The organism is Paraburkholderia caledonica NBRC 102488 (assembly GCF_000685095.1).
Lineage (GTDB): Bacteria > Pseudomonadota > Gammaproteobacteria > Burkholderiales > Burkholderiaceae > Paraburkholderia > Paraburkholderia caledonica.
In genome coordinates, this window is sequence record NZ_BAYE01000001.1 from 22,701 (window position 1) to 46,459 (window position 23,759).

Here is a 23,759-nt window from a genome sequence, read left to right on the forward strand (position 1 = left end):
ACACTGCACGAGACACGCAATGGATGCACGCACTTACCGAAGCAACGAAGCCACGCCACCCATGCAGGCCCCTTTCGCCGCGTTGCCCGCGAACGCAGTCAACTGGATTGCGGTGTGGCGCCGCAATTACCTTGTGTGGAAGAAGCTTGCGCTCGCCTCCATGTTCGGCAATCTCGCCGATCCGATGATCTACCTGTTCGGCCTCGGCTTCGGTCTCGGGCTGATGGTCGGCCGCGTCGACGGCGTGTCGTATATCGCCTTCCTCGCAGCGGGCACCGTTGCGTCGAGCGTCATGATGTCCGCGAGTTTCGAGTCGATGTATTCGGGCTTCTCGCGCATGCACGTGCAACGCACGTGGGAAGCAATCATGCACACGCCGTTGACGCTCGGCGATATCGTGCTTGGCGAAGTGATCTGGGCGGCCAGCAAGTCGGTGCTGTCGGGCGCCGCGATCATGCTGGTGGCGGGCGCGCTCGGCTACGCCAATTTTCCGTCAGTGCTGCTCGCGTTGCCCGTAATCGTGCTGACCGGCCTAGCGTTCGCAAGTCTCGCGATGGTCGTGACCGCGCTCGCGCCGTCGTACGACTTTTTTATGTTTTATCAAACGCTGGTGTTGACGCCGATGCTGTTGCTCTCCGGCGTGTTCTTTCCGATTTCGCAGTTGCCTGCCGCCGCGCGGGGTGCGGCCGAGGTCCTGCCGCTGGCGCACGCGGTCGATCTGATACGGCCTGCGATGCTTGGTCGCCCGCTCGACAACGCCCTGTGGCACGTGGCCGTGCTGGCGGGTTATGCGGTGGGCGGGTTTATCGTCGCCGCCGTGCTGTTTCGGCGCCGGATGATGAAGTAACTCGTGCCCCGCGTCAGATGGGCGCGGACAATTAGAGGGCGGCTGACCCGAGCGGTCAGCGCCCTCGAATGAACTTGTTGCACGGACGCGAGCTCAGTCCTCTTCGTCGGTCCAGGGAATGTCGACGTCCGAGATGAACGCGACTGTCGCAAACGGGCCGCCTTCGTGACGCCCGATCTTGCCGTCGGCACGCTGCCATTCCACCCGGAACATCGTGCCCGGATCGTCGGCAATCAGCCGCACGGTGCGGATTTCGTCCGGATCGGCGTCCTCAACCGGACCGTCGAGCGAGATCTGCAGTTCTTGCGGCCAGAGACCGTCGGCCGGATCGTAAATCTTGTCGCCGTCCGGAATCAGTGTGAATGCTTCGACGCCGATCGTCGCCGAGGCGTCAACGATCATTTTGGCTAGCGCGCGCAGCAGCGCCGTGGCCCGTGCCGAATTTGCCTGACGGATCGCAAGGTCCCCGCGCGTCAGCGCCTGCTCGAGTTTTGGGTTTGTTTTTTGTTGCGCCATTCGATGTCCTGAGTGCTATCGCCGAGTGTGAACAGTGCGGCTGAAAACCCGCCGCCGCTGCCGATTTTCCGGGCTGCATCCTACCATTCGTGCGCGCCGCGCCACGCGCAGAAGCACGACACGAAGGCAGAAGCCCGTCCTGCTCACCACAGTTTAGGTCGTGATTTGCCGACAGGGAGGGACATTTGCCTTTCGTTGCATGTCCCAGCGAACTCAAGGCGCCGGATTCGGCTGCAGCTGATGCAGGGCGTCGATTTCATCTAGCACGTCCTGCGACAGCTTTACGTCCACGCTCGCAATGTTCTCCTTCAACTGATCGAGCGAGGTCGCACCGATCAGATTGCTCGTGACGAACGGCCGGCTATTGACGAAGGCCAGCGCCAACTGAGCGGGCGACATGCGATGGCGCTTTGCCAGTTCGACGTAACGCGTGGTAGCCTGGATCGCCTGGGGCTTGCTGTAACGCTGGAAGCGCTCGAACAGCGATATGCGTGCGCCAGCCGGCCGCGCGCCGCCTTCGTACTTGCCCGACAGCCAGCCGAAGGCAAGTGGCGAATACGCGAGCAGGCCGATGTTGTCGCGGTGCGCGTACTCGGAAAGCCCCGCCTCGTAAGTGCGGTTGAGCAGACTGTACGGGTTCTGGATGCTGACGATACGCGGCAAGCCGAGCTTTTCCGACGCGCGCAGGAACTGCGCGACGCCCCACGGCGTTTCGTTCGACACGCCCACGTGGCGCACCTTGCCCGCCTTGACGAAGTCGGCGAGCACTGAGAGCGTTTCGTCGATAGGCACGGTGTATTCGTCGTCGACCCACGGATAGGCCGGACGGCCAAACGTCATCGTATTGCGATCCGGCCAGTGCAACTGGTACAGATCGACGTAGTCCGTTTGCAGACGCTTCAGGCTGTCGTTCAGCGCCTCAGTCAGGTTTTTACGGTCGAACTGGTTGGTCTCGCCGCGGATATGTCGCGGGTTATGCGGCTGGCGAGCGGGGCCCGCGATCTTCGTAGCGAGCACGATTTTCTCGCGCGCGCTGCGATGCTTCGCGAGCCATGTGCCGATAAATCGCTCGGTCGAGCCTTGCGTCTCGGCGCGCGGCGGCACCGGATACATCTCTGCGGTATCGATCAGGTTGACGCCATGATCGAGCGCGTAGTCGATCTGAGCGTGCGCGTCCTGCTCTGTGTTCTGCTCGCCCCACGTCATGGTGCCGAGTCCGATCAGGCTGACCTGCACATCCGAATCGCCGAGTCTGCGGTATTCCATGGAAGCTTTCCTGTTAGTTGTATGAACATAAACCGGTGACGTTACCATGCCCGCGCGATGCCTGCAGCACGGCTAGAATGCCGTGCTGGCGTGCAATGCAAGCGCGCCTCGCCCAACATTCCTTGCGCCGGTGCATCACGATGAATCCCGAACACCTCGAACTGCTGGTCACGCGTGTGATGCCCTACGGCAAATACAAGGGTCGCCTGATCGCCGACCTGCCCGGCCATTACCTCAACTGGTTCGCGAGCCAGGGCTTTCCGCCGGGCGAGATTGGACGGCTGCTCGCGCTGATGCACGAGATCGATCACAACGGTTTGTCGTCGCTGATCGAACCTTTGCGCAAGCGCTGATGCGTTCTTCCGATCAACTGCATCGCATGATAAGGGCGGCGGCGCGCTGTTCTGTTGCGGAAGATTAACCATGTGTTACCGCGCAATGGATGCGCCGGCGCGGTTTCGATCGCCACATGCAGCACCCGCCTTGGAGTACCGGTGCGGCGCAAGGACGCGCGTTGCTCAGCCAAGCGGTGCGATCGTAATGCGCGGACACAAATGCGGCTGAACTCTCAGGCTCGCGACCTTTCTGATCCTCTATGTGAGGACGGGAGGCGATTGTGAGCAGGATGTTTGCATCGATGGCATTGCTGGCCGTGGTCGCGGGCGTCAGCGGATGCGCAGTCGCGCCCGGCTATGACTACGCCTACGCCCAACCCTATTACCCCGCGTATGGCTATGGATATGGGACACCCTACGCGCCGGTGTACGGCACGGTCGGTATCTGGGGCGGCTGGGGCGGACCCTGCTGCTACTACCACGGCGGTGGCGGACACTGGGGCGGCGGTTGGCACGGCGGTCACGGCGGGTGGCATGGCGGCCATGGGGGCGGATATGGGGGATATGGCGGATCCCATGGCGGCAGTTCGTGGAGCGGCGGCGGGCATGGCGGACGCAGTCATTGAATCGAGCGGTCGATTCGGCGACTGGGGACGACTGGGGACTTAAGGCGCCTGACCGTGCATTCAAACTGCTGATCGGCAAATCCACCGAGCGTGCGCCACGCGGGCGCTGCCGGGGTGAATCGCCCGCATTGCGCTAAAATTGCGGTTTCGATTCAAGCCTTTGGCCGCCCCATGTCTTCAGCTAGTACTCCCAGTCCGCGCCGCGTCAGTGTCGCCCCCATGATGGACTGGACCGATCGTCATTGCCGGTCGCTTCATCGCATGATCTCGCGTCATACGTGGCTCTACACGGAAATGGTGACGACCGGCGCACTGCTGCACGGCGACGTGCCACGCCATCTCGCTTTCACGCCCGACGAAGCGCCCGTCGCGTTGCAACTCGGGGGCAGCGAGCCTGACGATCTCGCGCGCTCGGCGAAGCTTGGCGAGCAGTGGGGCTATGACGAAATCAATCTGAATTGCGGCTGCCCATCGGAGCGTGTGCAGCGCGGCGCGTTCGGCGCGTGTCTGATGAACGAGCCGCAGCTGGTCGCCGACTGCGTGAAGGCGATGCGCGACGTCGTCTCCGTGCCCGTCACGGTCAAACATCGCATCGGCGTGGATGCCGTAGAGGTTTACGGCTTCGTGCGCGACTTCGTCGGCACGATCGCGGAGGCTGGTTGCAACGTCTTTATCGTCCACGCGCGCAACGCGATTCTCAAAGGGCTGAGCCCGAAAGAGAACCGCGAGATCCCGCCGCTCAAGTACGACTACGCGTATCAATTGAAGCGCGACTTTCCGCAACTGGAAATCATCATCAACGGTGGGATCAAGACGCTCGACGAAGTGCAGACACATCTCGCACACGTCGACGGCGTGATGCTCGGCCGGGAGGCGTACCACAATCCGTATCTGCTGGCCGATGTGGACGCGCGCTTTTACGGTTCTACCGAAGCGCCGCTCACGCGCGAGCAGGTCGAGGCGAAGCTCATCGAATATTGCGCAGCCGAGATAGCCCGCGGCACTTACCTTGGTGCGATCACTCGTCACGCACTCGGTCTCTATCGAGGCGAAGCGGGTGCACGCGGCTGGCGCCGCGTGCTCTCCGACAGCAAGCGCCTTGCCGCGCGCGACCTCGCTATCTTCAACGAGGCGAGACAACATCTGCGTGAGCCAGCCGAAATTTTTGAATAAAGGACTAGGCAAACGCGGAACCTGTTCGTATAATCTCGTTTCTTCGTTGGCGAGTCAGGTTTTCCGGCAAGTCAAAGCAGATTTCAGTGGTGGCTGTAGCTCAGTTGGTAGAGTCCAGGATTGTGATTCCTGTTGTCGTGGGTTCGAGCCCCATCAGCCACCCCAAAGAATTTCGGCAGTAAAGTGGAATGGATTGGCAAGCGGCGTTGTGAGAAATCACAACGCCGTTTTTGTTTTGGGTCTTTGATTATGGTCTCGGCTTCCGTGAGCTGCCAGCTATCTGCCCACCGACCACCCCCTAAAACCCTTTCCCGATCAGGTCTTCAACTCGCATCTACCGCTTGGCGATCGGGGCCAGACCGCCGCTCAGCCGCGCCCGCTCTACGACTGCCCGATTATTTCACCAGCGGGAATAGTAATTTCAAATTATCAGCACAAATTCTCGATAGTAGGGGTATACACTGCCTCCATCGACGTTGCAGACACAGCCCCGGCTCCTGCGACGTCATCCCGAAAGTCGAACATCATTGGAGGTACATCATGAAGACCAAATTTATCGCCGCCCTTCTCGTTGCCGTTTCCGCCTCGATCGCTGCACCGGCTTTTGCAAGCGGCTACGGCCCGGCGCCGTTCTATCGTCCGTCGGTCGGCGCACCGGCTTCGCAACAAGGTCAGAATGCGCAGACTGTCGCGGCTGAACGCGCTAACGCCGAATCGAACGCTTACGGTGGCGTGAACAATGCGTCGTCGCAATCGGGCACGCGTGAACCGGCATCGGGTCCGCAGTCGGTTTTCTTCGGCCACTAAGCATTCGCTGTCGAGCTTGCTGCACTTAGCGGCAAGCACACAGAGGGCGCCGAGCATCGGGTTCCGATGCCGGCGCCCTCTTCCGTTTACGGGCTTAAGCGGCCTCAACCCGCAACACCGGCGTCGATGACTTCGCGCGCGGCGCGAAAGCCTGCTTCGGCCGCAGCGTGCTCAGTGGGCCACAGGCTGTCGATATGCACCAGCCGCCAGTCGACCACCACTGCGCTTCCCCGCAGCACCCGGAAATGCGCCTTGACGCCGGTGAGCACCTGCTCGACCGCGACTTCGATGTCGTAGTCCTGATAGCGCTCCTGGTAATCTCCCATGTCGAGCCCTTTCGGCTCCATCTTCACCTCCACGTCTGCCGTGCTTCCCGAGGACGTTCGCAGCGCCCAGCGTGCGCGCCGCGTCAACGCGATACTTGCGCTGCGCGAACGCCGTCACATGCGCTGACGCCGCATCGCGTAATCGCCGGCATTCATGCTTAATCGCAATCGCCTGAAAGGTACTGCCTGCCGTTACAGGTGATCTCGACTTCGTCCCCGCTTGCCTCGGCGACGAGCCCGCAGGCCAGCAGTTCAGCGGTTACGGTCTGTGGCAATCGCGGCGGCGGCTGACCCACGCCGACCTCGTTCAAGCGGCGCAACGCTTCGATCGCTTCGGGACTCAATGACTTCGACATGGCTGCCTCCGTCGAAATGGCTAAATTCATCCTAGCAAGTTTCGAGAGCGAATGCAGTCGCATTAGCGCATCGTCATGGCCGAATGGCTTTGCGCGTGAATTTTCGCCGGCACGCCGGGTCTACCCCGAACTCGCGCAATCCGACCGGCCGCGAAGCACGCACAAGGAGAAGGAGATGAAGCGAAGCACTCTGACAGCTCTGACCGCAGTCGCCGCACTGGCAGCGATGTGGGTAGGCGAAACGGCGCCGTGGGCAGGAACGGCCAAAGCGGCCGAAGCGGCGCAAGCCGGATCAACGGCCTCCAAAGGCTCCGCTGCGCGGGCAAAGCAGCCGGCCGCGCCGGGCGACGCCGCGTCGTCGATGGCGAAGCCGCCCGAGGCGGCCTCCGGCTCGACCGGATCGAGCAACCCGGACAACATGCCGATCAAGCGTCCGCGCAAGCCGACCAACGACAAGATGATGCACGAGCCGCCCGCGAGCGGTGCGAACGCGAAATAGCGCGGCGCTTACAGGCGCGCGATCGAGACCTCCGTCGACTTGACGAGCGCGACGACTTCCGAGCCGACCTGCAGGTCGAGTTCGTCGATCGAGCGCGTGGTGATCACGGAGGTCACGATGCCAAACGGCGTGTCGACATCGACTTCGGACACAACCGGTCCACGGATGATTTCCTTGACCTTGCCTCTGAACTGATTGCGTACGTTGATTGCGGAAATGCTCATTGCGAGTGGCTCCAGAGAAGCGATTAAAAACGGTCAGTCAAGGAATGTCAGACAGCCCAGCGGACGTCTGTAGGCCGCCGGAAGCGGCCCTGGCTACGCGTGCCGCGTGCGTCTTCGGTCTGCCCGGACAATGCGTCGTCATTTGGCGCATTTTTCAGAACGCGCTGCAGCACGTGTTCTTCGAGGGCCGCGAAGCCCGCGGACGCACGCGCTCGCGGGCGCGCGAGCGGCACCGGCTGATCCAGCGCGATGCGCCCTTCTTCGATCAAAAGGATGCGGTCGCCTAACGCGACGGCCTCGTGCACGTCATGCGTGACGAGCAAGGCGGTGAACTTGTGCTCGCGCCACAAGCGCTCGATCAGCGAGTGCATTTCGATGCGCGTCAGTGCATCGAGCGCGCCGAGCGGCTCGTCGAGGAGCAGCAACTGCGGACGATGCACGAGCGCGCGCGCCAACGCGACACGCTGACGTTGACCGCCCGACAGCTGAGCGGGCCAGTCGTCGGCGCGCTCCAGCAATCCAACTTCGGCCAGCACCGCACGCGCGTCTTCCCGCGCGCTGCGGGGCAAGCCCAGCATCACGTTCTGCAACACGCTCTTCCACGGCAACAGCCGTGCGTCCTGGAACATGATGCGAGTGTCGAGCGGCCGGCCATCTTCGGCACGCTTTTCGAGCACGCCGGCCGTGGTCTTCTCCAGACCGGCGACGAGACGCAGCAACGTCGATTTTCCGCAACCGCTACGGCCGACAATCGCGACGAAACTTCCGCGCTCGATCGACAGGTCGAAGTCCGTCAGCACCTTGCGCTCGCCATACTGCTTGCCGACGCCGCGCAACCGGACCGAATAGTCGGCCGCGTTGCTCGTGCGGTGTGGTCCGCTTGCTTCGCCAGCAGTGGTTGCGTCGCGCACATAGCCGTGGGCTGTGTCGCGTTGCTGTGAGTCCGCGGCCAGGTCGGCGTCGCGATCGGCGATGCGCGGCTGCGCCAGTTCCGCTTCGAGATCGCTGCCCGCAATGCCGCCGAACGACGACGAAAATGTCGTTGCGCTCATGCCTTGCCTCCCCGTTGATAGGCCGGATGCCAACGCAGCGACACGCGCTCCAGGCTTTTTGCCAGCACGTCGGCGATTTTGCCGAGCGCCGCGTACAGCAGAATGCCGACCACGACGACATCGGTTTGCAAGAATTCGCGCGCATTCATCGTCATGTAGCCGATGCCCGACTGCGCAGAAATCGTCTCTGCGACGATCAGCGTCACCCACATCAGCCCGAACGCGAAGCGCACGCCGACGAGAATCGACGGCAAGGCGCCGGGCAGGATCACATGGCGGTAAAGTGCGAAACCCTTCACGCCGTAGCTGCGCGCCATCTCGATGAGATTGGAATCAACCGAACGGATGCCGTGAAACGTGTTCACATAGACCGGGAAAAACACACCCAGCGCTACGAGAAAAACCTTCGCCTGCTCCTCGATGCCGAACCACAGGATCACGAGCGGGATCATCGCGAGCGCCGGGATATTGCGGATCATCTGCACGGTCGAATCGAGTGCGATTTCGACCGGCTTGAAGAGGCCCGTGGCGAGTCCGAGTACGAGACCGATCCCACCGCCGATCGCGAATCCGGACACCGCGCGCCACGTGCTGACCTTCGCGTCAGCCCACATCTCGCCCGACTGGATCAGCGACCACGCGGCCTTCACGACGGCGAGCGGTTCGGGGAGAACGCGCGTCGACAGCACGCCGCTGCGCGCGGCGGTTTCCCATGCGAGGAGAATCAGAAGCGGTGCGATCCACGGCGCGAGCGACGCGCCGACTTGCCGTAACGACCCGAAAGCGGACGCCAGCACGAAACTGAAGCCGGCGCCGCCGCGCGCGCTCTCGTCCCGATCCGCACTTACAGTGGATTGAGCCATGGTTACTTCCCTCATTGCGTGTCGAAGATGCCGTACCGATGCGGGCGACGCTCAGCTCGCGCTCGCCGCCTTCGGTAAATAGTTGTTGCCGACGATCTCGCCGAACGGTCCCGACAGCGGCCCGTCCGAAGTCTTGCTCTGCCGGTTCGGCAGCAGCGGGAACACGAGTTCGGCAAAGCGATACGACTCTTCGAGATGCGGATAGCCGGACAGGATGAACGTCTCGATACCGAGGTCCGCGTATTCCTTCATGCGCGCCGCCACCTGCTCCGGGTTGCCGACGAGCGCGGTGCCCGCGCCGCCTCGCACGAGACCTACGCCGGCCCACAGATTCGGATAGACCTCGAGTTCGGCGCGCCCGCCCCGTTTGCCGCCGTGCAGCGCGGCCATGCGGCGCTGGCCTTCGGAATCCATCTTCGAAAACGATGCTTGCGCACGCGCGATGGTTTCGTCGTCCAGCTTGCTGATCAGCTTGTCGGCTGCGGCCCATGCTTCTTCTTCGGTCTCGCGCACGATCACGTGCAGGCGAATGCCGAACCGGATCGTGCGGCCGTGCGCGGCGGCGCGGGCGCGAATATCGGCGATCTTCCTGGCAACCGCGGCGGGCGGCTCGCCCCAGGTCAGATAGGTGTCGATATGCTCGCCCGCCATGTCGTGCGCGGCCGGCGACGAACCGCCGAACCACAGCGGCGGATGCGGCTTCTGCACCGGCGGATACAAGGCCTTGCCGCCTTTCGACTTCAGATGCTTGCCGTCAAAGTCGATCGCGTCGTTCGTATGCGCAGCCGTCAGCAGCTTGCGCCAGATGTGCAGGAATTCATCGGTGATCTCGTAGCGCGTGTCGTGGTCGACGAACACACCATCGCCCTCGAGCTCGGCCGCGTCGCCCCCCGTCACCACATTGATCAGCAAGCGCCCGTTCGACAGACGGTCGAACGTGGCCGCCATGCGTGCCGCAAGTCCCGGCGACGAAATGCCCGGCCGGATCGCGACGAGAAACTTCAGGCGCTTCGTCGCGGCGATGAGGCTGGATGCAACGACCCATGCGTCCTCGCACGAACGGCCGGTCGGCAGCAGCACGCCTTCGTAGCCGAGCGTATCGGCGGCGACGGCGATCTGCTGGAAGTAGTCGTAATCGGCTGCACGCGCGCCTTGCGACGTACCGAGATAGCGGCTGTCGCCATGAGTCGGAATGAACCAGAACACATTCATTTACTGCTCCCTGCGAATTCAGAACTGGATTGAATGAAGACGGTGCATGCCGCGCGGCAAAACCAAACGCCAGCGCAGGCGCGGGCCGCGCGCATACAGCCGGTCATCGGACATGAGCCGGGCGATGCATCGCTAAAGAACGGAAGATGCGGTATCGACGCTAAGGGCGACGGCGGCAAGCGCCGTCTACATGGAGAAAGAGTCTATGGAGCGGAGCGCGGCTTTTGAACGATTTTTTTGAGCTTAGGTTTTCCACTTCCGTGATTAGCCCGACGCTAAAGCATACGAACGCGACGCTTCGAGCAACCGGAAAAGCCGCCACCGCTGGCTATAATGGCGCACGTTTCCAATAATCCGGTGCGGGCAACGCGAACCACGCGCCTGTACCCTGGCGGTGCAATGCATGCAAAAACTCATCCTGCCGTTCGTCGCCGGTTTTCTGGCTTCTCTGTTCTTCCATGAATCGACGCTGGCGCTGCTGAATGCAGCCGGTGTGATCGACAAAAGCGGTTTTTCGACTGCCCCGTTTCTACCGCTCGGCCTGCCCGAGTTCATTGCTAACGCAATCTGGAGCGCGTTCTGGGCCGTACTCATGGCGTGGCTCTTACGCGTGGCTCCCGAGCGACGCGCGCCGTGGCTGCCCGCGTTCGTGTTCGGCGGCATCGTGTTGACGGCGGCGAGCGTGTTCGTCGTGGATCCGCTGCGCGGCATCTGGCCAAGCGGCAACATGCTGCCGCGCCTCGCCATGGGCTTCGCCGCGAACGCAATGTGGGGCTGGGGCGCGCTCGTCTTCATGCGCGCCTTCATGGCCAGCGAAGAGGTGGATTGAGTCGGCCTAGGCGGTTCGTCGCGTCCCCCTGCGCCTTAACCGTGCAGATCCCGCAACGGATGTTCGTTGGCCGGCCACGGGCTTTCGAACATTTTCGCGACATCGGCGGCGCTCACGTCCTCAATGCGCGCGAAGCGCCAGTGCGGCGCGTTGTCCTTGTCGATAATGCGCGCGCGAATCCCTTCCACCGCGTCGCCTTGCAGGAAACTCGAACGCGTGAGATCGAGATCGCCGCGCAGCACTTCGGCCATCGAGCCTTCCGCGCGCGTCACCACCTCCAGCGAAACGGCCATGGAAAGCGGTGAGCGCTCCCGCAACACGGCGATGGTCTGCTCGGCCCAATCGGCAGTCTCGCGATCGCACTTCTGCTGAAGCGAGGCGAGAATGCGCGGCACGTCGGGCAGCGCAAAATGGCGGTCGATCAAGCGCCGCGCGCGGGCAAGCGGCGACTCCTCCGGCAGCGGCGCGACCTGATAAGCGCGGCTTTCCCGCTCGACGCACGCAACCACGTCCGCGCCGCGCTCGAACAGTTCGCTGCGCAACGTGTCGATGAGCGCGGGCAGCGCGGCATCGTCGATATAGAGATCGGCGAGGCCGGCGTACAACGCGTCGGCGGCGCCCATCGCTTCGCCGGTCACTGCGAGATAGCGGCCGATCGCGCCGGGCGTGCGCGCGAGAAACCAGCTCGCGCCGACATCCGGGAAAAGGCCGATGCGCGTTTCCGGCATCGCCATTTTTGTCGACTGGGTAACGACGCGCAGACCGCCGGTACGATGCGCGCCCTGCGAGATGCCCATGCCGCCGCCCATCACCACGCCGTTCGTCAACGCGATGTAGGGCTTCGGGTAAGTGAAGATCGCGTGATTGAGCCGGTATTCCTCGATGAAAAACGCGTCGCGCGCTTCGTGCTCGCCACGCTTGGCCGACTCGTAGAGGAAGCGGATATCGCCGCCCGCGCAGAACGCGCGAGGATGCTGGCTGCGCACGACAACCGCGAGCACATCGGGATTTTCGCGCCAGTCGTCGAGCGCGGCATGCATCGCGCGGATCATGCCGGGCGACAGCGCGTTCAGCGCCTTCGGCCTTTCAAGCTCGATGAAACCGATGCAGTTGGCTACGTAAGTCGCGACTTCGTCGCTAGCTTCGGGCGAGGCGGAAAGAGACATGAAAGACAACGCACGGCGGCGCAAAGACGTGGAAACCCAACGTTATCATGGCCGGCGACTCGGAGTCGGTTCGGGGTGCAAGGCGCAGCCTCGCCTGAGTTCGGGTGGGGACGTCGCCAAGTTAGGCGTTGACTCGCCGCCTAACGCGTCTTCTTCGTTGCTCGACGCCGCGTAGCCGCGGGTTCTGCATCTGGGCCGTCGTGTGCCTTGGATTGCACCTCTGCTTGCGCTTTGACTGGCGCATTGTCTTGCGAAGAGCTTTGCGCCCCCGTGGCACCGGCCCTCTTCCTGCGCGAGACTGCCCCGCTAGCGTTCGAGCGTGCGATGCCATCTGGATCTGCATCCATACCGCCCGCCCCAAGCCAGGTGTCCAATGCGATTCCCACGACGGTGTCGAGTGGCGCCGACGGAAAAACCGGACACGTCAGATGGAGCGCAACGATGCCGTGCAACGTCGCCCAGAAAGCGTCGGCCCAGACCCTCGCATCCACCGATGCAGCAAGACGCCCCGCCGCTTTCAGTTCGTCGAGTGCGGAAATCATGAATTGCAAGGCCGCGGCGCCCGGGTCGTCTTCCGTGCCGGGCAGTTCCGCCTGACCCCGCGTTTTCGCCTCGCTCGCAACTGACGGGTCGGACACCGCTGCGGCCGCCTTCGCACCGAGCGCCGCGCCGGTATAGCTCGGATCTTCCATGAAGATCAACCGGTACGTTTCCCGATGAGCGACGCCAAAGGCGACATAAGCCCGCCCCATTCCCTTGAGCCGTTCAGCCGGGTCGGCAATGGCCGCGAGCGGCTCGAAGGTCTGCAGCAACTGCGCATAGCCTTCCGCGCACAGCGCCCTTGCAATCTCGTCGCGGCTCGCGAAGTGCAAATACAGCGCAGCGGGCGAATACTCGATCGCTTCGGCGATCTTCCGCATTGAGAGCGCGGCAAAGCCTTCACGCATCACGATATGTCGTGCGGCTGCAAGGATGCGCTCCCGCAACGCCTGCTTCTCCCGGTTCTTTCTTTCAGCGATTCCCATGCAAGGCATTTTCCGGTTGACAAACTGAAAAGTCAAATTAAACTGAACACCGTTCACTGAACACTGTTCACAAAACATTGACCGCTCAACAGCTGGCGTGCATCGAGGCGCGCCGCGTCACCTGAAAGGTACCGTCATGCACAACGAAGGAAAGGTAGGCTTGTTCGGAGCCGCCGGCGCCGCCGGCCGGATCATCGCGGCATCGCTTGGCGCGGCAGGCCGCGACTACCGCGTAGTCGGGCGGTCGCGGGAAGCGCTGGTCGCCGCTTTCGGCCACGATCCGCACGCGGAGATCGTCACGTGGAATCCGGACGATCCCGCTTCGATCAGCGTCGCGGCGCAGGGGCTGCAGAGCGTCGTCTATCTGGTCGGCGTGCCCTACGACCGCTTCGCCGAACACCCGCCGCTAATGCAGAAAACGCTCGCAGGCATCACGGCAGCGGGCGTGGAACGCTTCGTTCTGATCGGCACCGTCTATCCCTACGGTCGTGCGGGCAGCAATCCGATCGCTGAGGACCATCCTCGCGAGCCGCACACGTTCAAAGGAAAAATGCGGCTTGCCCAGGAAAATCTGGTGTTGCAGGCGCACGGGAAAAACGGACTGTCGACGCTGGTTCTGCGGCTACCGGATTTCTACGGCCCGGGCATCGAGCGCAGTCTGCTCAACGGCGTATTCGAAGCTGCCGCAAATGGACAGCGCGCGCAGATGATCGGCCCCGTGGATGTGCCGCATGAATTCATTTATCTGCCGGATATCGGAGCGGTGGTCGAGACGCTTACGCGCACGCCCGAAGCGTATGGGCGCTGGTGGCACCTTGCCGGCGCGGGCACCATCACGCAGCGCGAAGTGGCACGACAGGCTTATGCACTGGCAGGCGGCCAGCCGAGATTGATGGTGGCCGGAAAGACGATGCTGCGCGTGCTCGGCCTCTTCAATCCGCTGATGCGTGAGCTGGTCGAGATGAATTACCTGATGACCGAACCGATCGTGCTCGACGACTCTGCGTTGACGAAGCTGATCGGTCCGATCGCGAAGACGTCTTACGAAGAAGGTATCCGCCAGTGCATGGCCGCCGCGCTCGGTTCTGCTCAACCTAGCGAGCCGCGTTCCCCGGCGGAAAGTGCCCGCTCTTGAGCAGCACAGGCGTGCCGTTACTGATCTGCAAGTGCTCGCGCGCCACGGCTTCTATGCGCGGGCGTCCGGCGTCGAATGCGCGCATCCAGCCTTCCAGGTCTTCGGAATGTGCGCCGAAGTGATCTTCTAGCGCCTCGACAGAGATTGCGCACGGCACGGGCTCACCGTCCACCAGCGCGGGAAAGACAACGGTCAGATTGGAATCGCGGTAGGCTGGCGCGCTCGCGGGAAACCTGATTTCCATGGTCGCCTCATCAGAAGTATCCGGCACACAACCGGAGCCCGCGAGAACCGGCCGGCCCCGGACGACCTGAATATGGTACTCGCGCGGCCGGACCGAGGTCCACCCCGCCGAGGCGCAGGAATCGCGAGATGCGTCGGCATGAGTTCGAGTGCGGGCTTGCTCGTCAGGCGACCTCATTACTTGCCTCGAAGCAGACGTTCGCCGCTCATGACTTGCCTCCCAGCAGACGGTCGACGTAATTGCGCGCGGCCTGTTCAACGTAGGCGAGCGCCTCTTCTTCGCTGCCGAACCGTTGCTGATCGCCGAGATCCAGCAGCGTCTCGATCCGGTGTGCATCGTCCGGACCAAGCTGGGCCAGGCTGACCGAGCCGACGTAGGTGCCGGCGGTGCCGCCCGTGCCGCCCGTGCCCTCGTCGCTGGACGCCGGCACGAGGCGCGCGGCGGCACTGATGTAGTAGCCGCGGTAAGGGCCGCTGACCCGTTCAGCCATGTTCGTTCTCCTCGTTTGCGATAGATCAGGTAAGGCGCGCGACGATCGAATAAGTTCTGTACGTTTTCACGGTTGCACCTGTCGAATCCGTCAGGTCGAACCGACTTTACGGCACGTTCCGTGCTGTCTCAGTGCCTCCATTTCGAGTTCAGCGAGCGCAATATGGGAAAATATTTTCTGCACGATCACGAACTGCCCGAGCCGGATGCGGCGAACAAATGGTTTGCGTATGCCGAAAGCCATGATATCGACATCGCGAAAGCCATCAGCATCTGGGAAGACGCGGCCACTGAAAGCGGCGCCGAAAGCCGCCGCCTCGTCAGCGCGGCGGGCATTACTGTCGAAACGCCCTGAGCTTGCGCCTGCGCGTAGCAAGCCAACCGATCAAAGGAAATAATCACGATGCATCTCATGACGCAACGGCCGGGCCGAAGTCATTCACCGCGTGGCAACGCGCGGGCTCTGCTGCGCCACACGTCCCTTGTTCTTGCATTGCCAGTGGCAGTTGCGCTGGGCGCGGGCCTGGCGGGGTGTGCGTCGTCGAACACGACGTCGCTCATCAATCTGCCGAACGGCCAGACCGGCTTCGCCGTCAATTGCAGCGGTGCCGACGCCGGTTCGAGCTGGGCCTCATGCTATGTGCAGGCGGGCAAGGCGTGCGGCGCGACCGGCTATGACATCGTGTCGAAAGACAACGACGAAGGCGGGACCGCGGGCGGCAGCGTGACGAACGTCGTGTCGGCCAACGTCAAGAACCGCTCGATGATCGTGCGCTGCAAGTAAGAGCCGACAAGAGCCGACGTCACCAGCAAGCCCCGGCAAAGCTCGATCGCATGTACAACGGATGCAGCCAGAGCCTTCGCGGTGACTCGGGCTTGCGCTTCAATGCGCCTGCATCTTCGAGAACATGTTCAGCACGGCGACTCCGGCAATGATCAGCCCGAGCCCGATGACGGCCGGCACATCGGGCACCTGCCCATAGAGCAGCAGCGCAACAAGCGTAATCAGCACGATGCCCGCGCCCGACCACACGGCGTAGACGATGCCGACCGGAATGCTCCTGAGCGTTAGCGACAGGCAGTAGAAGGCGACTCCGTAGCCGAGTACCACCACCGACGACGGCACGAGCCGCGAGAAACCGTCCGACGCTCGCATGGCGGTAGTGGCAATCACCTCGGCCACGATCGCGATACCAAGCAATGCATAAGGCGGCAGCCGCATCGGCTCAGACCTTTGCAAGCGCGAGCTTGCTGTAGTCGTGACCGAGGTGCGCGCAAAGGGCTTCCACTACGAACTCATGATCGGCACGCTGGGGCAGTCCGGACACCGTGACCGAACCGATCACGCCCGCGCCCGCGACCGTCAACGGAAACGCGCCGCCGTGCGATGCATATTCGGTGGCAGGCAGACCGTGCTTGTCCGCGAGCGTGCTTCCGGCCTGCTGCATTTTCAGGCCGATCGCATACGAGCTGCGCCGGAAATGCGCGACCGTGTTGCCCTTGCGGCGTGCCCAATCGACGTTGTCCGGCGTCGCGCCGTCGAGCAGGCTGAAGAACAGAGGCTGACCGAACGTGCGCACGTCGATGGCGGCAGGAATGCCACGCGCTTTCGCGACCTCATGCAGATAGGCGCCGATTTGCCATGCGCGGTCAGCATCGAATTGGGGGAACACGAGCGCGTGTTCCTGAGCGGCAATGATCTGCAGGTCGTGAGCGATGTCCATGAAGTTCCGGGAGCAAAGTGTGAGTGCGGGCTTGTCGTCGTGCATTCGCGACCGACTGTGTGTGGATTCGTCGTGAGTCCCACGCAAAAGGCGTGACGGCGCGCCGGGAATTTCCGATTCTAGCGCAGCGTCTTGCAGCGGCCTGGCGCGATGCGACGCCGCCCACGCATCGCGCGACGTTTCGCCGAAAGGCGCCTGTTAAACGACTATCGCATCGACTATTGCATCGGCCCCTGATCTGGTCTATAATCTTTTCTTCGACGGACGCGGGGTGGAGCAGTCTGGCAGCTCGTCGGGCTCATAACCCGAAGGTCGTAGGTTCAAATCCTACCCCCGCAACCAAAAGTTGGAACGTCGAAAACAACATTGAAGGCTTGCCAAACCGGCAGGTCTTTTTTGTTTGCGCGGCCATTTTTTCACGTCGATATTTCTGGCATGGGTCGATGCTCCATGAGCTGGGTCGTCAAGCGCACGCATGGTCACACATAAGCGCACGTACGCCCATTCACCCCTTCCGCTTGCCAGCGCCGCCCCATCACGCGTCACCATCTCTGCCCACGGTAAAACGCCGCCCCAGTGATAAACTCCTAGCACTCTTTCTCGTGCCCTTCCTATGAAATTCTGTTCTGTCTGCGGCCACGGCGTCAGCCTGAGCATTCCGCCGGGCGACAACCGCGAGCGCTTCGTATGCGGCAGTTGCGGCACGGTGCACTATCAGAATCCGCGCAACGTCGTCGGCACCGTTCCGGTCTGGGACGACAAGGTGCTGCTATGCCGCCGCGCGATCGAACCGCGCTACGGCTACTGGACGCTGCCTGCAGGTTTCATGGAAATGGGCGAGACAACGGCCGAAGCCGCTTCGCGCGAAACGCTCGAAGAAGCCGGCGCGCGCGTCGAGGTACAGAGCCTCTTCTCGCTGCTGAACGTGCCGCATGTGCATCAGGTGCATCTCTTTTACATGGCGCGCCTGCTCGATCTGGACATTGCCGCGGGCGAGGAGAGTCTCGAAGTGAAGCTCTTCGAAGAAAGCGACATTCCGTGGGACGAGATTGCGTTTCCCACTGTCGGACAAACGCTGCGCTTCTTTTTCGCCGACCGCGCGGCCGGCAGCTTCGGCCTGCATACGGGCGACATCTTCCGCTCGCTGCGCGAAGGCTGAGCGGTACGCATGGTTCCCTGGCTCGGACCCGACGATCCGTTTCCGCCCGTCGAGCGCGCGCTCGGTGCGGCAAGCGGCGCACCCGGCTTGCTTGCCGCAAGCGGCGATCTGCTGCCGTCACGCCTGATCGACGCATACCGTCACGGCATTTTCCCGTGGTATTCGGACGGCCAGCCCGTGTTGTGGTGGAGCCCCGATCCTCGCATGGTCCTGCGCCCGGCCGAGTTCAAGGTGTCGCCGTCGCTGCGTAAAACGCTCAAGCGCGTGCTGCGCGACGACGCGTGGGAAATCCGCGTCGACCAGGATTTCGCTGCCGTGATGCGCGCCTGCGCAGAGGCGCCGCGGCGTGGCCAGCGCGGCACCTGGATTACTGCCGACGTGGTAGAAGCCTATTCGTCGCTGCATCGCGTGGGAGACGCGCACAGCATCGAAACATGGTTCGAAGGCGAGCGCGTGGGCGGCTTGTACGGTGTCTCGTTCGGCAAGATGTTCTTCGGCGAATCCATGTTCGCCAACGTCACGGACGCCTCGAAAATGGCACTGGCCGCGCTTGTCGGGCACTTGCGCCGTCACGAAATAGAAATGATAGACTGCCAGCAGAACACGTCGCATCTGGCGTCGCTCGGCGGTCGCGAGATAGCGCGCAAAGCATTCATCGCTCATGTTCGCGCGTCTGTCGACGCACCGCGCATTGCCTGGCGCTTCGACAAGACCGTGTTGCTCGATGTGCTCGCGCAAGCGGCGTAGGAAGAATCAGGCCGAATCCGGATCCGTTCAACGAAACGCGCGGATCACGTGCTGCACAATGAGCCGCACAACGAGCTGCGCAATGAGCTGCAACACGCTCTGCAAGACAAGTTGCAACGCACGCCGGGTTTGCATTACCAGAGATGCTTCGAGAGCTGCCAACGTGACTCATCCTAACGAGCTGCCTCTTTCTCCGCTTTCGGCGCTGCAATTTTATGCAACGGCGCCCTATCCCTGCAGTTATCTCGACGGGCGTATCGCGCGCTCGCAAGTCGCGACGCCCAGTCACCTGATCAACTCGGACGTCTATACGGACCTCGTCAAGGCGGGCTTCCGGCGTTCGGGCGTGTTCACTTATCGTCCTTATTGCGACGGTTGCCGCGCATGCGTGCCGGTGCGCGTGCCGGTCGACAGGTTCGAGCCGAACCGCACCCAGCGGCGCGTCTGGAAAAAGCATGGCGGCATGATCGCCACCGTCGCGCCGCTTCACTACGACGAGGAACACTACGCGCTCTATATGCGCTATCAGTCGGCGCGGCATGCGGGCGGCGGCATGGACCGCGACAGCCGCGACCAGTACGAACAGTTTCTGCTGCAAAGCCGGATCAACTCGCGACTCGTCGAATTCCGGGAACCGCTGCCGGGCGATCCCGAATCGCCCGGTCTTCTGCGCATGATCAGCATGATCGACATTCTCGGCGACGGGCTCTCGTCCGTGTACACGTTCTTCGAGCCGGGACTGCCGCATACGAGCTTCGGCACGTACAACATCTACTGGCAGATCGAGCAGGCGCGCAGCCTGAAGTTGCCGTATGTGTACCTCGGGTACTGGATCCGCGAGAGTCCGAAGATGGCCTACAAGGCCAACTTCCGGCCGCTCGAAGGTCTGATCGACGGCGTATGGCGCGTGCTCGATCCCGCAGGCGCAGATCTTCCGCAGGTCGACGCGGCGTCGAGGGGCAAACGCGGGCCGCTGCTGCCTTAGCTGCAGACTTTCCGCGGCCTTAGCTGCGGACTTAAGCAGCGAGCGCGACCCCTGCCCCGCCATATCTCATTGACACCGCAAAGCCGGTAAAATAGCGGGTTCCCATTTTTTGGCCGCCCGGCTCCGTCCTGTGTTCAGTTCCCTCTATCCGCTCATACGCGCCCAACTCTTTCGCATGGACGCGGAAGACGCTCATCACCTGACTTTGCGTGTTCTCGGCGCCGCGGGCCGCACCGGCCTCGCCGGCGCGCTCGCCGCGCGCGTGCCGGACGCCCCGCGCACGGTGATGGGGCTGACGTTCCGCAATCCCGTGGGGCTTGCAGCAGGGCTCGACAAGGACGGCGCGTCGATCGACGGGCTCGCCGCGCTCGGCTTCGGCTTCATCGAAGTGGGCACGGTCACGCCGCGCGCGCAGCCCGGCAATCCGCGGCCGCGCATGTTCCGTCTGCCCGAGGCGAACGCCGTGATCAACCGCATGGGCTTTAACAACGCGGGCGTCGACCAGTTCGTGAAAAACGTGCAGGCCGCGCGCTATCGCGGCATTCTCGGCCTGAACATCGGCAAGAACGCCGACACGCCGATCGAGCGCGCCGCTGAAGACTATCTGTATTGCCTCGAACGCGTCTATCCGTTCGCGAGCTACGTGACGGTCAACATTTCGTCGCCGAATACGAAGAACCTGCGCCAGTTGCAAGGCGCGGGCGAACTCGACGCGCTGCTCGCGGCGCTCAAGGACAAGCAGCAGCGTCTCGCCGACATGCACGGCAAGCTGGTGCCGCTCGCGTTGAAGATCGCACCCGATCTCGACGACGAGCAGATCAAGTCCATCGCCGACACGTTGTTGCGCCACCGCTTCGAAGGCGTGATCGCGACCAACACCACGCTGTCGCGCACCGCCGTCGCAGGCATGCAATACGGCGACGAAGCCGGCGGCCTGTCGGGCAAGCCGGTGTTCGACGCGTCGAACGAAGTGATCCGCAAGCTGCGCGCCGAAGTCGGTGAGGCAGTGCCGATCATCGGCGTGGGCGGGATCTTCTCCGGCGACGATGCGCGCGCGAAGCTCGCCGCCGGCGCCTCGCTCGTTCAGCTTTATACCGGCTTCATCTATCGGGGACCGACGCTCGTCGCCGAATGCGTGCAGGCGCTTCGCTGACTCGAGGCACGCGAACCCAGGTACGCGAACCCAGGCATGCGGCGAGCGGGTAATACAGGCATGAACAAACGGTATTTAGCGTTCGGCAGTCTGCTTTGTTAAGCTTTCGTCCGCTAAAACGACATACGAACAAAAAGGAACACAATGCAACTCGGGTTGTTGAAGAAAATTTTCGTCGCCGCTCTGATCGGCGCTTCGTTCACCGCGGTCACGGCCCATGCCGACGACCTGCTGGATCAGGTCAAGCAACGCGGCACGCTGCGCATCGGCCTCGAAGGCACATTCCCTCCGTTCAATTCAAAAGCGCCGTCGGGCGAACTGGTCGGCTATGACGTCGACATCGCCAAAGCAGTGGCGGCGAAGCTCGGCGTGAAGCCGGAATTCGTCACGACCGAATGGAGCGGCATCATTGCGGGTCTTCAGGCCGGCAAGTTCGACGTGATCGTCAACCAGGTCGGGATTACGGATGCGCGCAAGCAGGCGCTCGATTTCTCGCCCGCTTATACCTACTCGGCCGCCCAGCTGATCCAGCGTAAGGACGACACGCGTCAGTTCAAGTCGCTCGACGATCTGAAGGGCAAGAAGCTCGGCGTCGGCCTTGGCACCAACTACATGGACATGGCGAAGTCGGTGCCGGGCATCGACGTGAAAACGTACCCGGGCGCACCCGAATATCTGCGAGATCTGGCGGCGGGCCGTCTCGACGCGGCGCTCAACGACCGTCTGATGCTCGCGTATCTGTTGAAGAATTCGCAGTTGCCGCTGCGCACCGGCGCGAATGTCGGCGCGGGCAACCCGTCGGGCATTCCGTTCAAAAAGAACAATCCGAAGTTCGCCAAAGCAATCGACGACGCGATGACGCAGCTCGAAGCAGACGGCACGTTCGCGAAGATTTCGGACAAGTGGTTCGGCATCGACGTGAGCAAGCCGATCAAGTAACCGGCTCTGCATGAAACGAAGGGCGGCATCTCCCGAATGCCGCCCTTCGCACTGTTGCAGCACGCGCCCGGTCCGGGCGATGTGCGTCTCGCGCGCCAAACCGAGCACCCCTCATGTCCACCACTTCCCTGCTCGTTCAATCGCTTCCTGTGCTCGCGCAGGGCGCTGTCCTCACGGTCAAGTTCGCAGTTCTGTCGATGTTCTTCGGCCTGATCGCAGGCGCCGTGCTTGCGCTGATGGGCGTGAGCCACAGTCGCACATTGAACTGGATTGCACGCATTTACGTGAGCGTGATGCGCGGCACGCCGCTGCTCGTGCAGATCTTCGTGATCTATTATGGCTTGCCGAGCTTCGGCATTTCGCTCGACCCAACGCCGGCCGGCGTGATCGCGCTGTCGGCAAACGTGGCCGCGTATCTGTCGGAAAGCATGCGCGGCGCAATCCTCGGTATTCACCAGGGGCAATGGCTCGCCGCCTACAGTCTCGGACTCTCGCGGCGCCAGACGCTGCGCTACGTGATCGCGCCGCAAGCTCTGCGCATTGCGGTGCCGAGCCTGTCGAACAGCTTGATCAGCCTGATCAAGGATACTTCTTTGGTCTCCGTGATTACGGTGACCGAACTGCTGCGTAGCGCGCAGGAAATCATCGCATCCACGTATCAGCCACTGCCGCTCTATCTTGCGGCAGCAGCAGTCTACTGGGTGCTATGCCAGATACTCGAACTGCTGCAGCGCTGGTATGAACGGCGGCTCGCCTTGCCCTCCAGGCACTGAGCACTTGGCGGGCATCCGACACCGAGCGTGCAGCCGGCGTCATTCGCCCGCAAATCTAAGCCCTAAGGCTGCGCGCGCCGCATCAGCCATCGCGATCATCTGCAACGACTTGCTGTGCGGCATTACCGGGCTCTCGATCTGTCCCGCCCGGATCAGCTCGCAGAAATGCGCGGTCTCGTAGTTCAGGCCGCCGCCTTCGAACGGTTCTTCGAGCTCGATCACGCGACCGTCGGCGTAGCGGACGGTCGCGCGCGACGGATTCCACCACGGTTCGTGAATCGTCACGTGCCCGCTCTTCGCCATCAGTAGCGCGTCGCCCTTGCCGTGCAGATCGAGGCCGCAGAAGAGTTGCGCGATGCCGCGCTCATGCTGGCTGTTCAGGCTCGCGAACGTATCGACGCCGGTCGCACCGAGGCGCCCGAGCGTTTGCACGTCGAGCGGCGCGCCCAGCCAGTCGACGGCGAGAAACATCTCGTAGATGCCGATATCGAGCAGCGCGCCGCCCGCATGCTCGAACGACAGCGAAGGATGATCGCCGGGCACGCCCGGCACCGAACAGCCTGCCCGCACGAGCCCGACTTCGCCAATCGGATCGTCTTTTAGATGCGCCTGCAACTTTCTGTACAACGGATAGAACGGCGGCTTCATCGCTTCCATGAAAAGGCGTTTCTCGCGACGCGCGGCGTCCTGAATGCGCTCGAGTTGTGGCCTGTTGATCGCGGCGGGCTTTTCGCACAGCACGTGCAGGCCGGCTTGCAGTGCCGCGATGGCGTAATCAGCGTGGCTGTCCTGAACGGTCGCGACATAGAGCGCGTCGATCCCGCTGGCGAGCAGCGCATCGAAGCTCGCGCAGAGCCGGCCGCCGAATTCGTCGGCGAAAGCCTGCGCCGGCCCGGCACGGCGCGACCACAACGCCGCAAGGCGCGCGTCGGGCACATACGCGAGCCCTTGAGCGAACCGGCGCGCAATGCGGCCCGTACCGACGATTCCCCAACGGATCGTGCCGTCCGATGGGATGGCTTGCGTTGCGTCTGTGGTGGCCTGGGTGGTGGCGTTAGTGGCGGCGTTTGCCGGGGCATGTGTGCCCGCGTTGATCACAGCGTTTGTCACGATCACCTGGCGTCCCTGCGGTTAAGAGCAAGGCGCTATTGTCGCGCATGCCGCCCGCAGGTGTGTCGACTTAGGGAAACGCAACGCGCCGGTGACGCTGCAAGCCTGACCGTCAGCCAATCGGCGCGCCGCTGCGGCTACGCGCGCAGCAGCGCCAGGAGCCACACGTCGGCTCGGCG

At 62.9% G+C, this 23,759-nt stretch carries 31 protein-coding genes and 2 tRNA genes; 18 read left to right on the forward strand and 15 right to left on the reverse strand.

Annotated features, from left to right (window positions below):
• Positions 1-19: 19 nt before the first annotated feature.
• A complete protein-coding gene (locus BCA01S_RS00125; RefSeq protein WP_027775197.1) occupies positions 20-847 on the forward strand; it encodes an ABC transporter permease in 828 nt (275 codons plus the stop codon).
• A 93-nt stretch (positions 848-940) separates the two neighbouring features.
• On the opposite strand, the gene BCA01S_RS00130 is transcribed toward BCA01S_RS00125, so the two are convergent.
• Together BCA01S_RS00130 and BCA01S_RS00135 are read right to left on the reverse strand one after the other, a co-directional pair.
• Positions 941-1,363 carry a hypothetical protein gene (locus tag BCA01S_RS00130; RefSeq protein ID WP_020065791.1) on the reverse strand — a complete coding sequence of 141 codons (423 nt, stop codon included), beginning with the start codon at positions 1,361-1,363 and terminating at the stop codon, positions 941-943.
• A 213-nt stretch (positions 1,364-1,576) separates the two neighbouring features.
• Positions 1,577-2,629 (reverse strand): NADP(H)-dependent aldo-keto reductase, encoded by a 1,053-nt coding sequence (locus BCA01S_RS00135; RefSeq protein WP_027775198.1) that lies wholly within the window; start codon positions 2,627-2,629, stop codon positions 1,577-1,579.
• Between the two features lie 140 nt (positions 2,630-2,769).
• Between BCA01S_RS00135 and BCA01S_RS00140 the strand changes: the two genes are divergently transcribed.
• The 5 genes from BCA01S_RS00140 to BCA01S_RS00160 all read left to right on the forward strand — a co-directional run bounded on the left by BCA01S_RS00140 (position 2,770) and on the right by BCA01S_RS00160 (position 5,570).
• Positions 2,770-2,982 (forward strand): DUF3820 family protein, encoded by a 213-nt coding sequence (locus tag BCA01S_RS00140; protein WP_006048800.1) that lies wholly within the window; start codon positions 2,770-2,772, stop codon positions 2,980-2,982.
• A 263-nt stretch (positions 2,983-3,245) separates the two neighbouring features.
• Positions 3,246-3,590, forward strand: a complete 345-nt coding sequence (locus tag BCA01S_RS00145) for a hypothetical protein (protein ID WP_084166707.1) — start codon at positions 3,246-3,248, stop codon at positions 3,588-3,590.
• A gap of 171 nt (positions 3,591-3,761) precedes the next feature.
• Positions 3,762-4,763, forward strand: a complete 1,002-nt coding sequence (gene dusA, locus BCA01S_RS00150) for a tRNA dihydrouridine(20/20a) synthase DusA (RefSeq protein WP_027775200.1) — start codon at positions 3,762-3,764, stop codon at positions 4,761-4,763.
• A gap of 89 nt (positions 4,764-4,852) precedes the next feature.
• Positions 4,853-4,928, forward strand: a tRNA-His gene (locus BCA01S_RS00155).
• A gap of 375 nt (positions 4,929-5,303) precedes the next feature.
• A complete protein-coding gene (locus BCA01S_RS00160; RefSeq protein WP_020065786.1) occupies positions 5,304-5,570 on the forward strand; it encodes a hypothetical protein in 267 nt (88 codons plus the stop codon).
• Positions 5,571-5,674: 104 nt separating this feature from the next.
• Here BCA01S_RS00160 and BCA01S_RS00165 read toward each other — a convergent pair whose 3' ends face one another.
• Both BCA01S_RS00165 and BCA01S_RS00170 read right to left on the reverse strand, forming a co-directional pair.
• Positions 5,675-5,917: a DUF6566 family protein gene (locus BCA01S_RS00165; protein WP_027775201.1), complete on the reverse strand. Its 243-nt coding sequence runs from the start codon at positions 5,915-5,917 to the stop codon at positions 5,675-5,677.
• Positions 5,918-6,054: 137 nt separating this feature from the next.
• Positions 6,055-6,252, reverse strand: a complete 198-nt coding sequence (locus tag BCA01S_RS00170) for a hypothetical protein (RefSeq protein ID WP_027775202.1) — start codon at positions 6,250-6,252, stop codon at positions 6,055-6,057.
• Positions 6,253-6,427: 175 nt separating this feature from the next.
• Here BCA01S_RS00170 and BCA01S_RS00175 point away from each other — a divergent pair, with 175 nt between their 5' ends.
• Positions 6,428-6,751: a hypothetical protein gene (locus tag BCA01S_RS00175; protein ID WP_027775203.1), complete on the forward strand. Its 324-nt coding sequence runs from the start codon at positions 6,428-6,430 to the stop codon at positions 6,749-6,751.
• A gap of 8 nt (positions 6,752-6,759) precedes the next feature.
• On the opposite strand, the gene BCA01S_RS00180 is transcribed toward BCA01S_RS00175, so the two are convergent.
• From BCA01S_RS00180 to ssuD, 4 genes are read right to left on the reverse strand one after another with little or no spacing between them, the layout of a single operon-like run.
• On the reverse strand, positions 6,760-6,975 hold the full coding sequence (locus tag BCA01S_RS00180) for a TOBE domain-containing protein (RefSeq protein ID WP_020065782.1): 216 nt from the start codon (positions 6,973-6,975) through the stop codon (positions 6,760-6,762).
• Between the two features lie 47 nt (positions 6,976-7,022).
• Positions 7,023-8,027, reverse strand: coding sequence for an ATP-binding cassette domain-containing protein (locus tag BCA01S_RS00185; RefSeq protein WP_027775204.1), 1,005 nt, complete (start codon positions 8,025-8,027; stop codon positions 7,023-7,025).
• Positions 8,024-8,890 (reverse strand): aliphatic sulfonate ABC transporter permease SsuC, encoded by an 867-nt coding sequence (gene ssuC / locus BCA01S_RS00190; RefSeq protein ID WP_027775205.1) that lies wholly within the window; start codon positions 8,888-8,890, stop codon positions 8,024-8,026. Before ssuC ends, BCA01S_RS00185 begins: the two co-directional genes overlap by 4 nt.
• A 51-nt stretch (positions 8,891-8,941) precedes the next feature.
• The gene (gene ssuD / locus BCA01S_RS00195; RefSeq protein WP_027775206.1) at positions 8,942-10,102 is read right to left on the reverse strand and encodes an FMNH2-dependent alkanesulfonate monooxygenase; all 1,161 of its coding nucleotides are present in this window, start codon (positions 10,100-10,102) and stop codon (positions 8,942-8,944) included.
• 403 nt (positions 10,103-10,505) lie between these two features.
• On the opposite strand from ssuD, the gene BCA01S_RS00205 reads away from it, so the two are divergent.
• A complete protein-coding gene (locus BCA01S_RS00205; RefSeq protein WP_020065778.1) occupies positions 10,506-10,931 on the forward strand; it encodes a hypothetical protein in 426 nt (141 codons plus the stop codon).
• A 35-nt stretch (positions 10,932-10,966) separates the two neighbouring features.
• Here BCA01S_RS00205 and BCA01S_RS00210 read toward each other — a convergent pair whose 3' ends face one another.
• The gene (locus tag BCA01S_RS00210; protein ID WP_027775207.1) at positions 10,967-12,097 is read right to left on the reverse strand and encodes an enoyl-CoA hydratase/isomerase family protein; all 1,131 of its coding nucleotides are present in this window, start codon (positions 12,095-12,097) and stop codon (positions 10,967-10,969) included.
• Between the two features lie 140 nt (positions 12,098-12,237).
• The gene (locus BCA01S_RS00215) at positions 12,238-13,122 is read right to left on the reverse strand and encodes a TetR/AcrR family transcriptional regulator (protein WP_027775208.1); all 885 of its coding nucleotides are present in this window, start codon (positions 13,120-13,122) and stop codon (positions 12,238-12,240) included.
• 136 nt (positions 13,123-13,258) lie between these two features.
• Between BCA01S_RS00215 and BCA01S_RS00220 the strand changes: the two genes are divergently transcribed.
• Positions 13,259-14,257, forward strand: coding sequence for an NAD-dependent epimerase/dehydratase family protein (locus BCA01S_RS00220; RefSeq protein ID WP_027775209.1), 999 nt, complete (start codon positions 13,259-13,261; stop codon positions 14,255-14,257).
• On the opposite strand, the gene BCA01S_RS00225 is transcribed toward BCA01S_RS00220, so the two are convergent.
• Together BCA01S_RS00225 and BCA01S_RS00230 are read right to left on the reverse strand one after the other, a co-directional pair.
• On the reverse strand, positions 14,217-14,501 hold the full coding sequence (locus BCA01S_RS00225) for a DUF1488 family protein (protein ID WP_027775210.1): 285 nt from the start codon (positions 14,499-14,501) through the stop codon (positions 14,217-14,219). The genes BCA01S_RS00220 and BCA01S_RS00225 overlap by 41 nt on opposite strands.
• 205 nt (positions 14,502-14,706) lie before the next feature.
• The gene (locus tag BCA01S_RS00230; RefSeq protein ID WP_027775211.1) at positions 14,707-14,991 is read right to left on the reverse strand and encodes a hypothetical protein; all 285 of its coding nucleotides are present in this window, start codon (positions 14,989-14,991) and stop codon (positions 14,707-14,709) included.
• Positions 14,992-15,153: 162 nt separating this feature from the next.
• Here BCA01S_RS00230 and BCA01S_RS00235 point away from each other — a divergent pair, with 162 nt between their 5' ends.
• Both BCA01S_RS00235 and BCA01S_RS00240 read left to right on the forward strand, forming a co-directional pair.
• Entirely contained in the window at positions 15,154-15,345 is a 192-nt protein-coding gene (locus BCA01S_RS00235; protein ID WP_027775212.1) for a hypothetical protein, read from the forward strand.
• Positions 15,346-15,393: 48 nt separating this feature from the next.
• Complete coding sequence (locus BCA01S_RS00240; protein ID WP_027775213.1) at positions 15,394-15,774, forward strand: hypothetical protein; 381 nt, start codon at positions 15,394-15,396, stop codon at positions 15,772-15,774.
• Between the two features lie 99 nt (positions 15,775-15,873).
• Here BCA01S_RS00240 and BCA01S_RS00245 read toward each other — a convergent pair whose 3' ends face one another.
• Together BCA01S_RS00245 and BCA01S_RS00250 are read right to left on the reverse strand one after the other, a co-directional pair.
• Entirely contained in the window at positions 15,874-16,206 is a 333-nt protein-coding gene (locus BCA01S_RS00245) for a DMT family transporter (RefSeq protein WP_408254060.1), read from the reverse strand.
• 10 nt (positions 16,207-16,216) lie between these two features.
• Positions 16,217-16,714, reverse strand: a complete 498-nt coding sequence (locus BCA01S_RS00250) for a heme-degrading domain-containing protein (RefSeq protein ID WP_027775215.1) — start codon at positions 16,712-16,714, stop codon at positions 16,217-16,219.
• Positions 16,715-16,979: 265 nt separating this feature from the next.
• Between BCA01S_RS00250 and BCA01S_RS00255 the strand changes: the two genes are divergently transcribed.
• From BCA01S_RS00255 to BCA01S_RS00290, 7 genes are all read left to right on the forward strand, one after another.
• Positions 16,980-17,056 (forward strand) — tRNA-Met (locus BCA01S_RS00255).
• 271 nt (positions 17,057-17,327) lie between these two features.
• Positions 17,328-17,873, forward strand: a complete 546-nt coding sequence (locus tag BCA01S_RS00260; protein ID WP_027775216.1) for an NUDIX hydrolase — start codon at positions 17,328-17,330, stop codon at positions 17,871-17,873.
• A 9-nt stretch (positions 17,874-17,882) separates the two neighbouring features.
• Entirely contained in the window at positions 17,883-18,620 is a 738-nt protein-coding gene (gene aat, locus BCA01S_RS00265) for a leucyl/phenylalanyl-tRNA--protein transferase (protein WP_027775217.1), read from the forward strand.
• A gap of 163 nt (positions 18,621-18,783) precedes the next feature.
• Positions 18,784-19,605: an arginyltransferase gene (locus BCA01S_RS00275; RefSeq protein WP_027775218.1), complete on the forward strand. Its 822-nt coding sequence runs from the start codon at positions 18,784-18,786 to the stop codon at positions 19,603-19,605.
• Between the two features lie 130 nt (positions 19,606-19,735).
• A complete protein-coding gene (locus tag BCA01S_RS00280) occupies positions 19,736-20,758 on the forward strand; it encodes a quinone-dependent dihydroorotate dehydrogenase (RefSeq protein WP_027775219.1) in 1,023 nt (340 codons plus the stop codon).
• Positions 20,759-20,902: 144 nt separating this feature from the next.
• Positions 20,903-21,697 carry a cystine ABC transporter substrate-binding protein gene (locus tag BCA01S_RS00285; protein ID WP_020065762.1) on the forward strand — a complete coding sequence of 265 codons (795 nt, stop codon included), beginning with the start codon at positions 20,903-20,905 and terminating at the stop codon, positions 21,695-21,697.
• A 113-nt stretch (positions 21,698-21,810) separates the two neighbouring features.
• Positions 21,811-22,470: an amino acid ABC transporter permease gene (locus BCA01S_RS00290; RefSeq protein WP_027775220.1), complete on the forward strand. Its 660-nt coding sequence runs from the start codon at positions 21,811-21,813 to the stop codon at positions 22,468-22,470.
• Positions 22,471-22,509: 39 nt separating this feature from the next.
• Here the strand turns inward: BCA01S_RS00290 and BCA01S_RS00295 are convergent, their stop codons facing one another.
• Positions 22,510-23,487 (reverse strand): Gfo/Idh/MocA family protein, encoded by a 978-nt coding sequence (locus BCA01S_RS00295; protein ID WP_027775221.1) that lies wholly within the window; start codon positions 23,485-23,487, stop codon positions 22,510-22,512.
• Positions 23,488-23,759 lie beyond the last annotated feature (272 nt).

Bases quoted from the DNA above. Each gene is read 5' to 3' on its own strand.
- ssuD (WP_027775206.1), bottom strand. From the start codon at position 10,102: ATGAATGTGTTCTGGTTCATTCCGACTCATGGCGACAGCCGCTATCTC.
- BCA01S_RS00210 (WP_027775207.1), bottom strand. From the start codon at position 12,097: ATGTCTCTTTCCGCCTCGCCCGAAGCTAGCGACGAAGTCGCGACTTAC.
- BCA01S_RS00185 (WP_027775204.1), bottom strand. From the start codon at position 8,027: ATGAGCGCAACGACATTTTCGTCGTCGTTCGGCGGCATTGCGGGCAGC.
- BCA01S_RS00165 (WP_027775201.1), bottom strand. From the start codon at position 5,917: ATGGAGCCGAAAGGGCTCGACATGGGAGATTACCAGGAGCGCTATCAG.
- BCA01S_RS00250 (WP_027775215.1), bottom strand. From the start codon at position 16,714: ATGGACATCGCTCACGACCTGCAGATCATTGCCGCTCAGGAACACGCG.
- BCA01S_RS00230 (WP_027775211.1), bottom strand. From the start codon at position 14,991: ATGGCTGAACGGGTCAGCGGCCCTTACCGCGGCTACTACATCAGTGCC.
- BCA01S_RS00205 (WP_020065778.1), top strand. From the start codon at position 10,506: ATGCAAAAACTCATCCTGCCGTTCGTCGCCGGTTTTCTGGCTTCTCTG.
- BCA01S_RS00130 (WP_020065791.1), bottom strand. From the start codon at position 1,363: ATGGCGCAACAAAAAACAAACCCAAAACTCGAGCAGGCGCTGACGCGC.
- BCA01S_RS00285 (WP_020065762.1), top strand. From the start codon at position 20,903: ATGCAACTCGGGTTGTTGAAGAAAATTTTCGTCGCCGCTCTGATCGGC.
- BCA01S_RS00135 (WP_027775198.1), bottom strand. From the start codon at position 2,629: ATGGAATACCGCAGACTCGGCGATTCGGATGTGCAGGTCAGCCTGATC.
- BCA01S_RS00290 (WP_027775220.1), top strand. From the start codon at position 21,811: ATGTCCACCACTTCCCTGCTCGTTCAATCGCTTCCTGTGCTCGCGCAG.
- BCA01S_RS00225 (WP_027775210.1), bottom strand. From the start codon at position 14,501: ATGGAAATCAGGTTTCCCGCGAGCGCGCCAGCCTACCGCGATTCCAAT.
- BCA01S_RS00175 (WP_027775203.1), top strand. From the start codon at position 6,428: ATGAAGCGAAGCACTCTGACAGCTCTGACCGCAGTCGCCGCACTGGCA.
- ssuC (WP_027775205.1), bottom strand. From the start codon at position 8,890: ATGGCTCAATCCACTGTAAGTGCGGATCGGGACGAGAGCGCGCGCGGC.
- BCA01S_RS00235 (WP_027775212.1), top strand. From the start codon at position 15,154: ATGGGAAAATATTTTCTGCACGATCACGAACTGCCCGAGCCGGATGCG.
- BCA01S_RS00125 (WP_027775197.1), top strand. From the start codon at position 20: ATGGATGCACGCACTTACCGAAGCAACGAAGCCACGCCACCCATGCAG.
- BCA01S_RS00260 (WP_027775216.1), top strand. From the start codon at position 17,328: ATGAAATTCTGTTCTGTCTGCGGCCACGGCGTCAGCCTGAGCATTCCG.
- BCA01S_RS00170 (WP_027775202.1), bottom strand. From the start codon at position 6,252: ATGTCGAAGTCATTGAGTCCCGAAGCGATCGAAGCGTTGCGCCGCTTG.
- BCA01S_RS00240 (WP_027775213.1), top strand. From the start codon at position 15,394: ATGCATCTCATGACGCAACGGCCGGGCCGAAGTCATTCACCGCGTGGC.
- dusA (WP_027775200.1), top strand. From the start codon at position 3,762: ATGTCTTCAGCTAGTACTCCCAGTCCGCGCCGCGTCAGTGTCGCCCCC.
- BCA01S_RS00140 (WP_006048800.1), top strand. From the start codon at position 2,770: ATGAATCCCGAACACCTCGAACTGCTGGTCACGCGTGTGATGCCCTAC.
- aat (WP_027775217.1), top strand. From the start codon at position 17,883: ATGGTTCCCTGGCTCGGACCCGACGATCCGTTTCCGCCCGTCGAGCGC.
- BCA01S_RS00180 (WP_020065782.1), bottom strand. From the start codon at position 6,975: ATGAGCATTTCCGCAATCAACGTACGCAATCAGTTCAGAGGCAAGGTC.
- BCA01S_RS00160 (WP_020065786.1), top strand. From the start codon at position 5,304: ATGAAGACCAAATTTATCGCCGCCCTTCTCGTTGCCGTTTCCGCCTCG.
- BCA01S_RS00215 (WP_027775208.1), bottom strand. From the start codon at position 13,122: ATGGGAATCGCTGAAAGAAAGAACCGGGAGAAGCAGGCGTTGCGGGAG.
- BCA01S_RS00220 (WP_027775209.1), top strand. From the start codon at position 13,259: ATGCACAACGAAGGAAAGGTAGGCTTGTTCGGAGCCGCCGGCGCCGCC.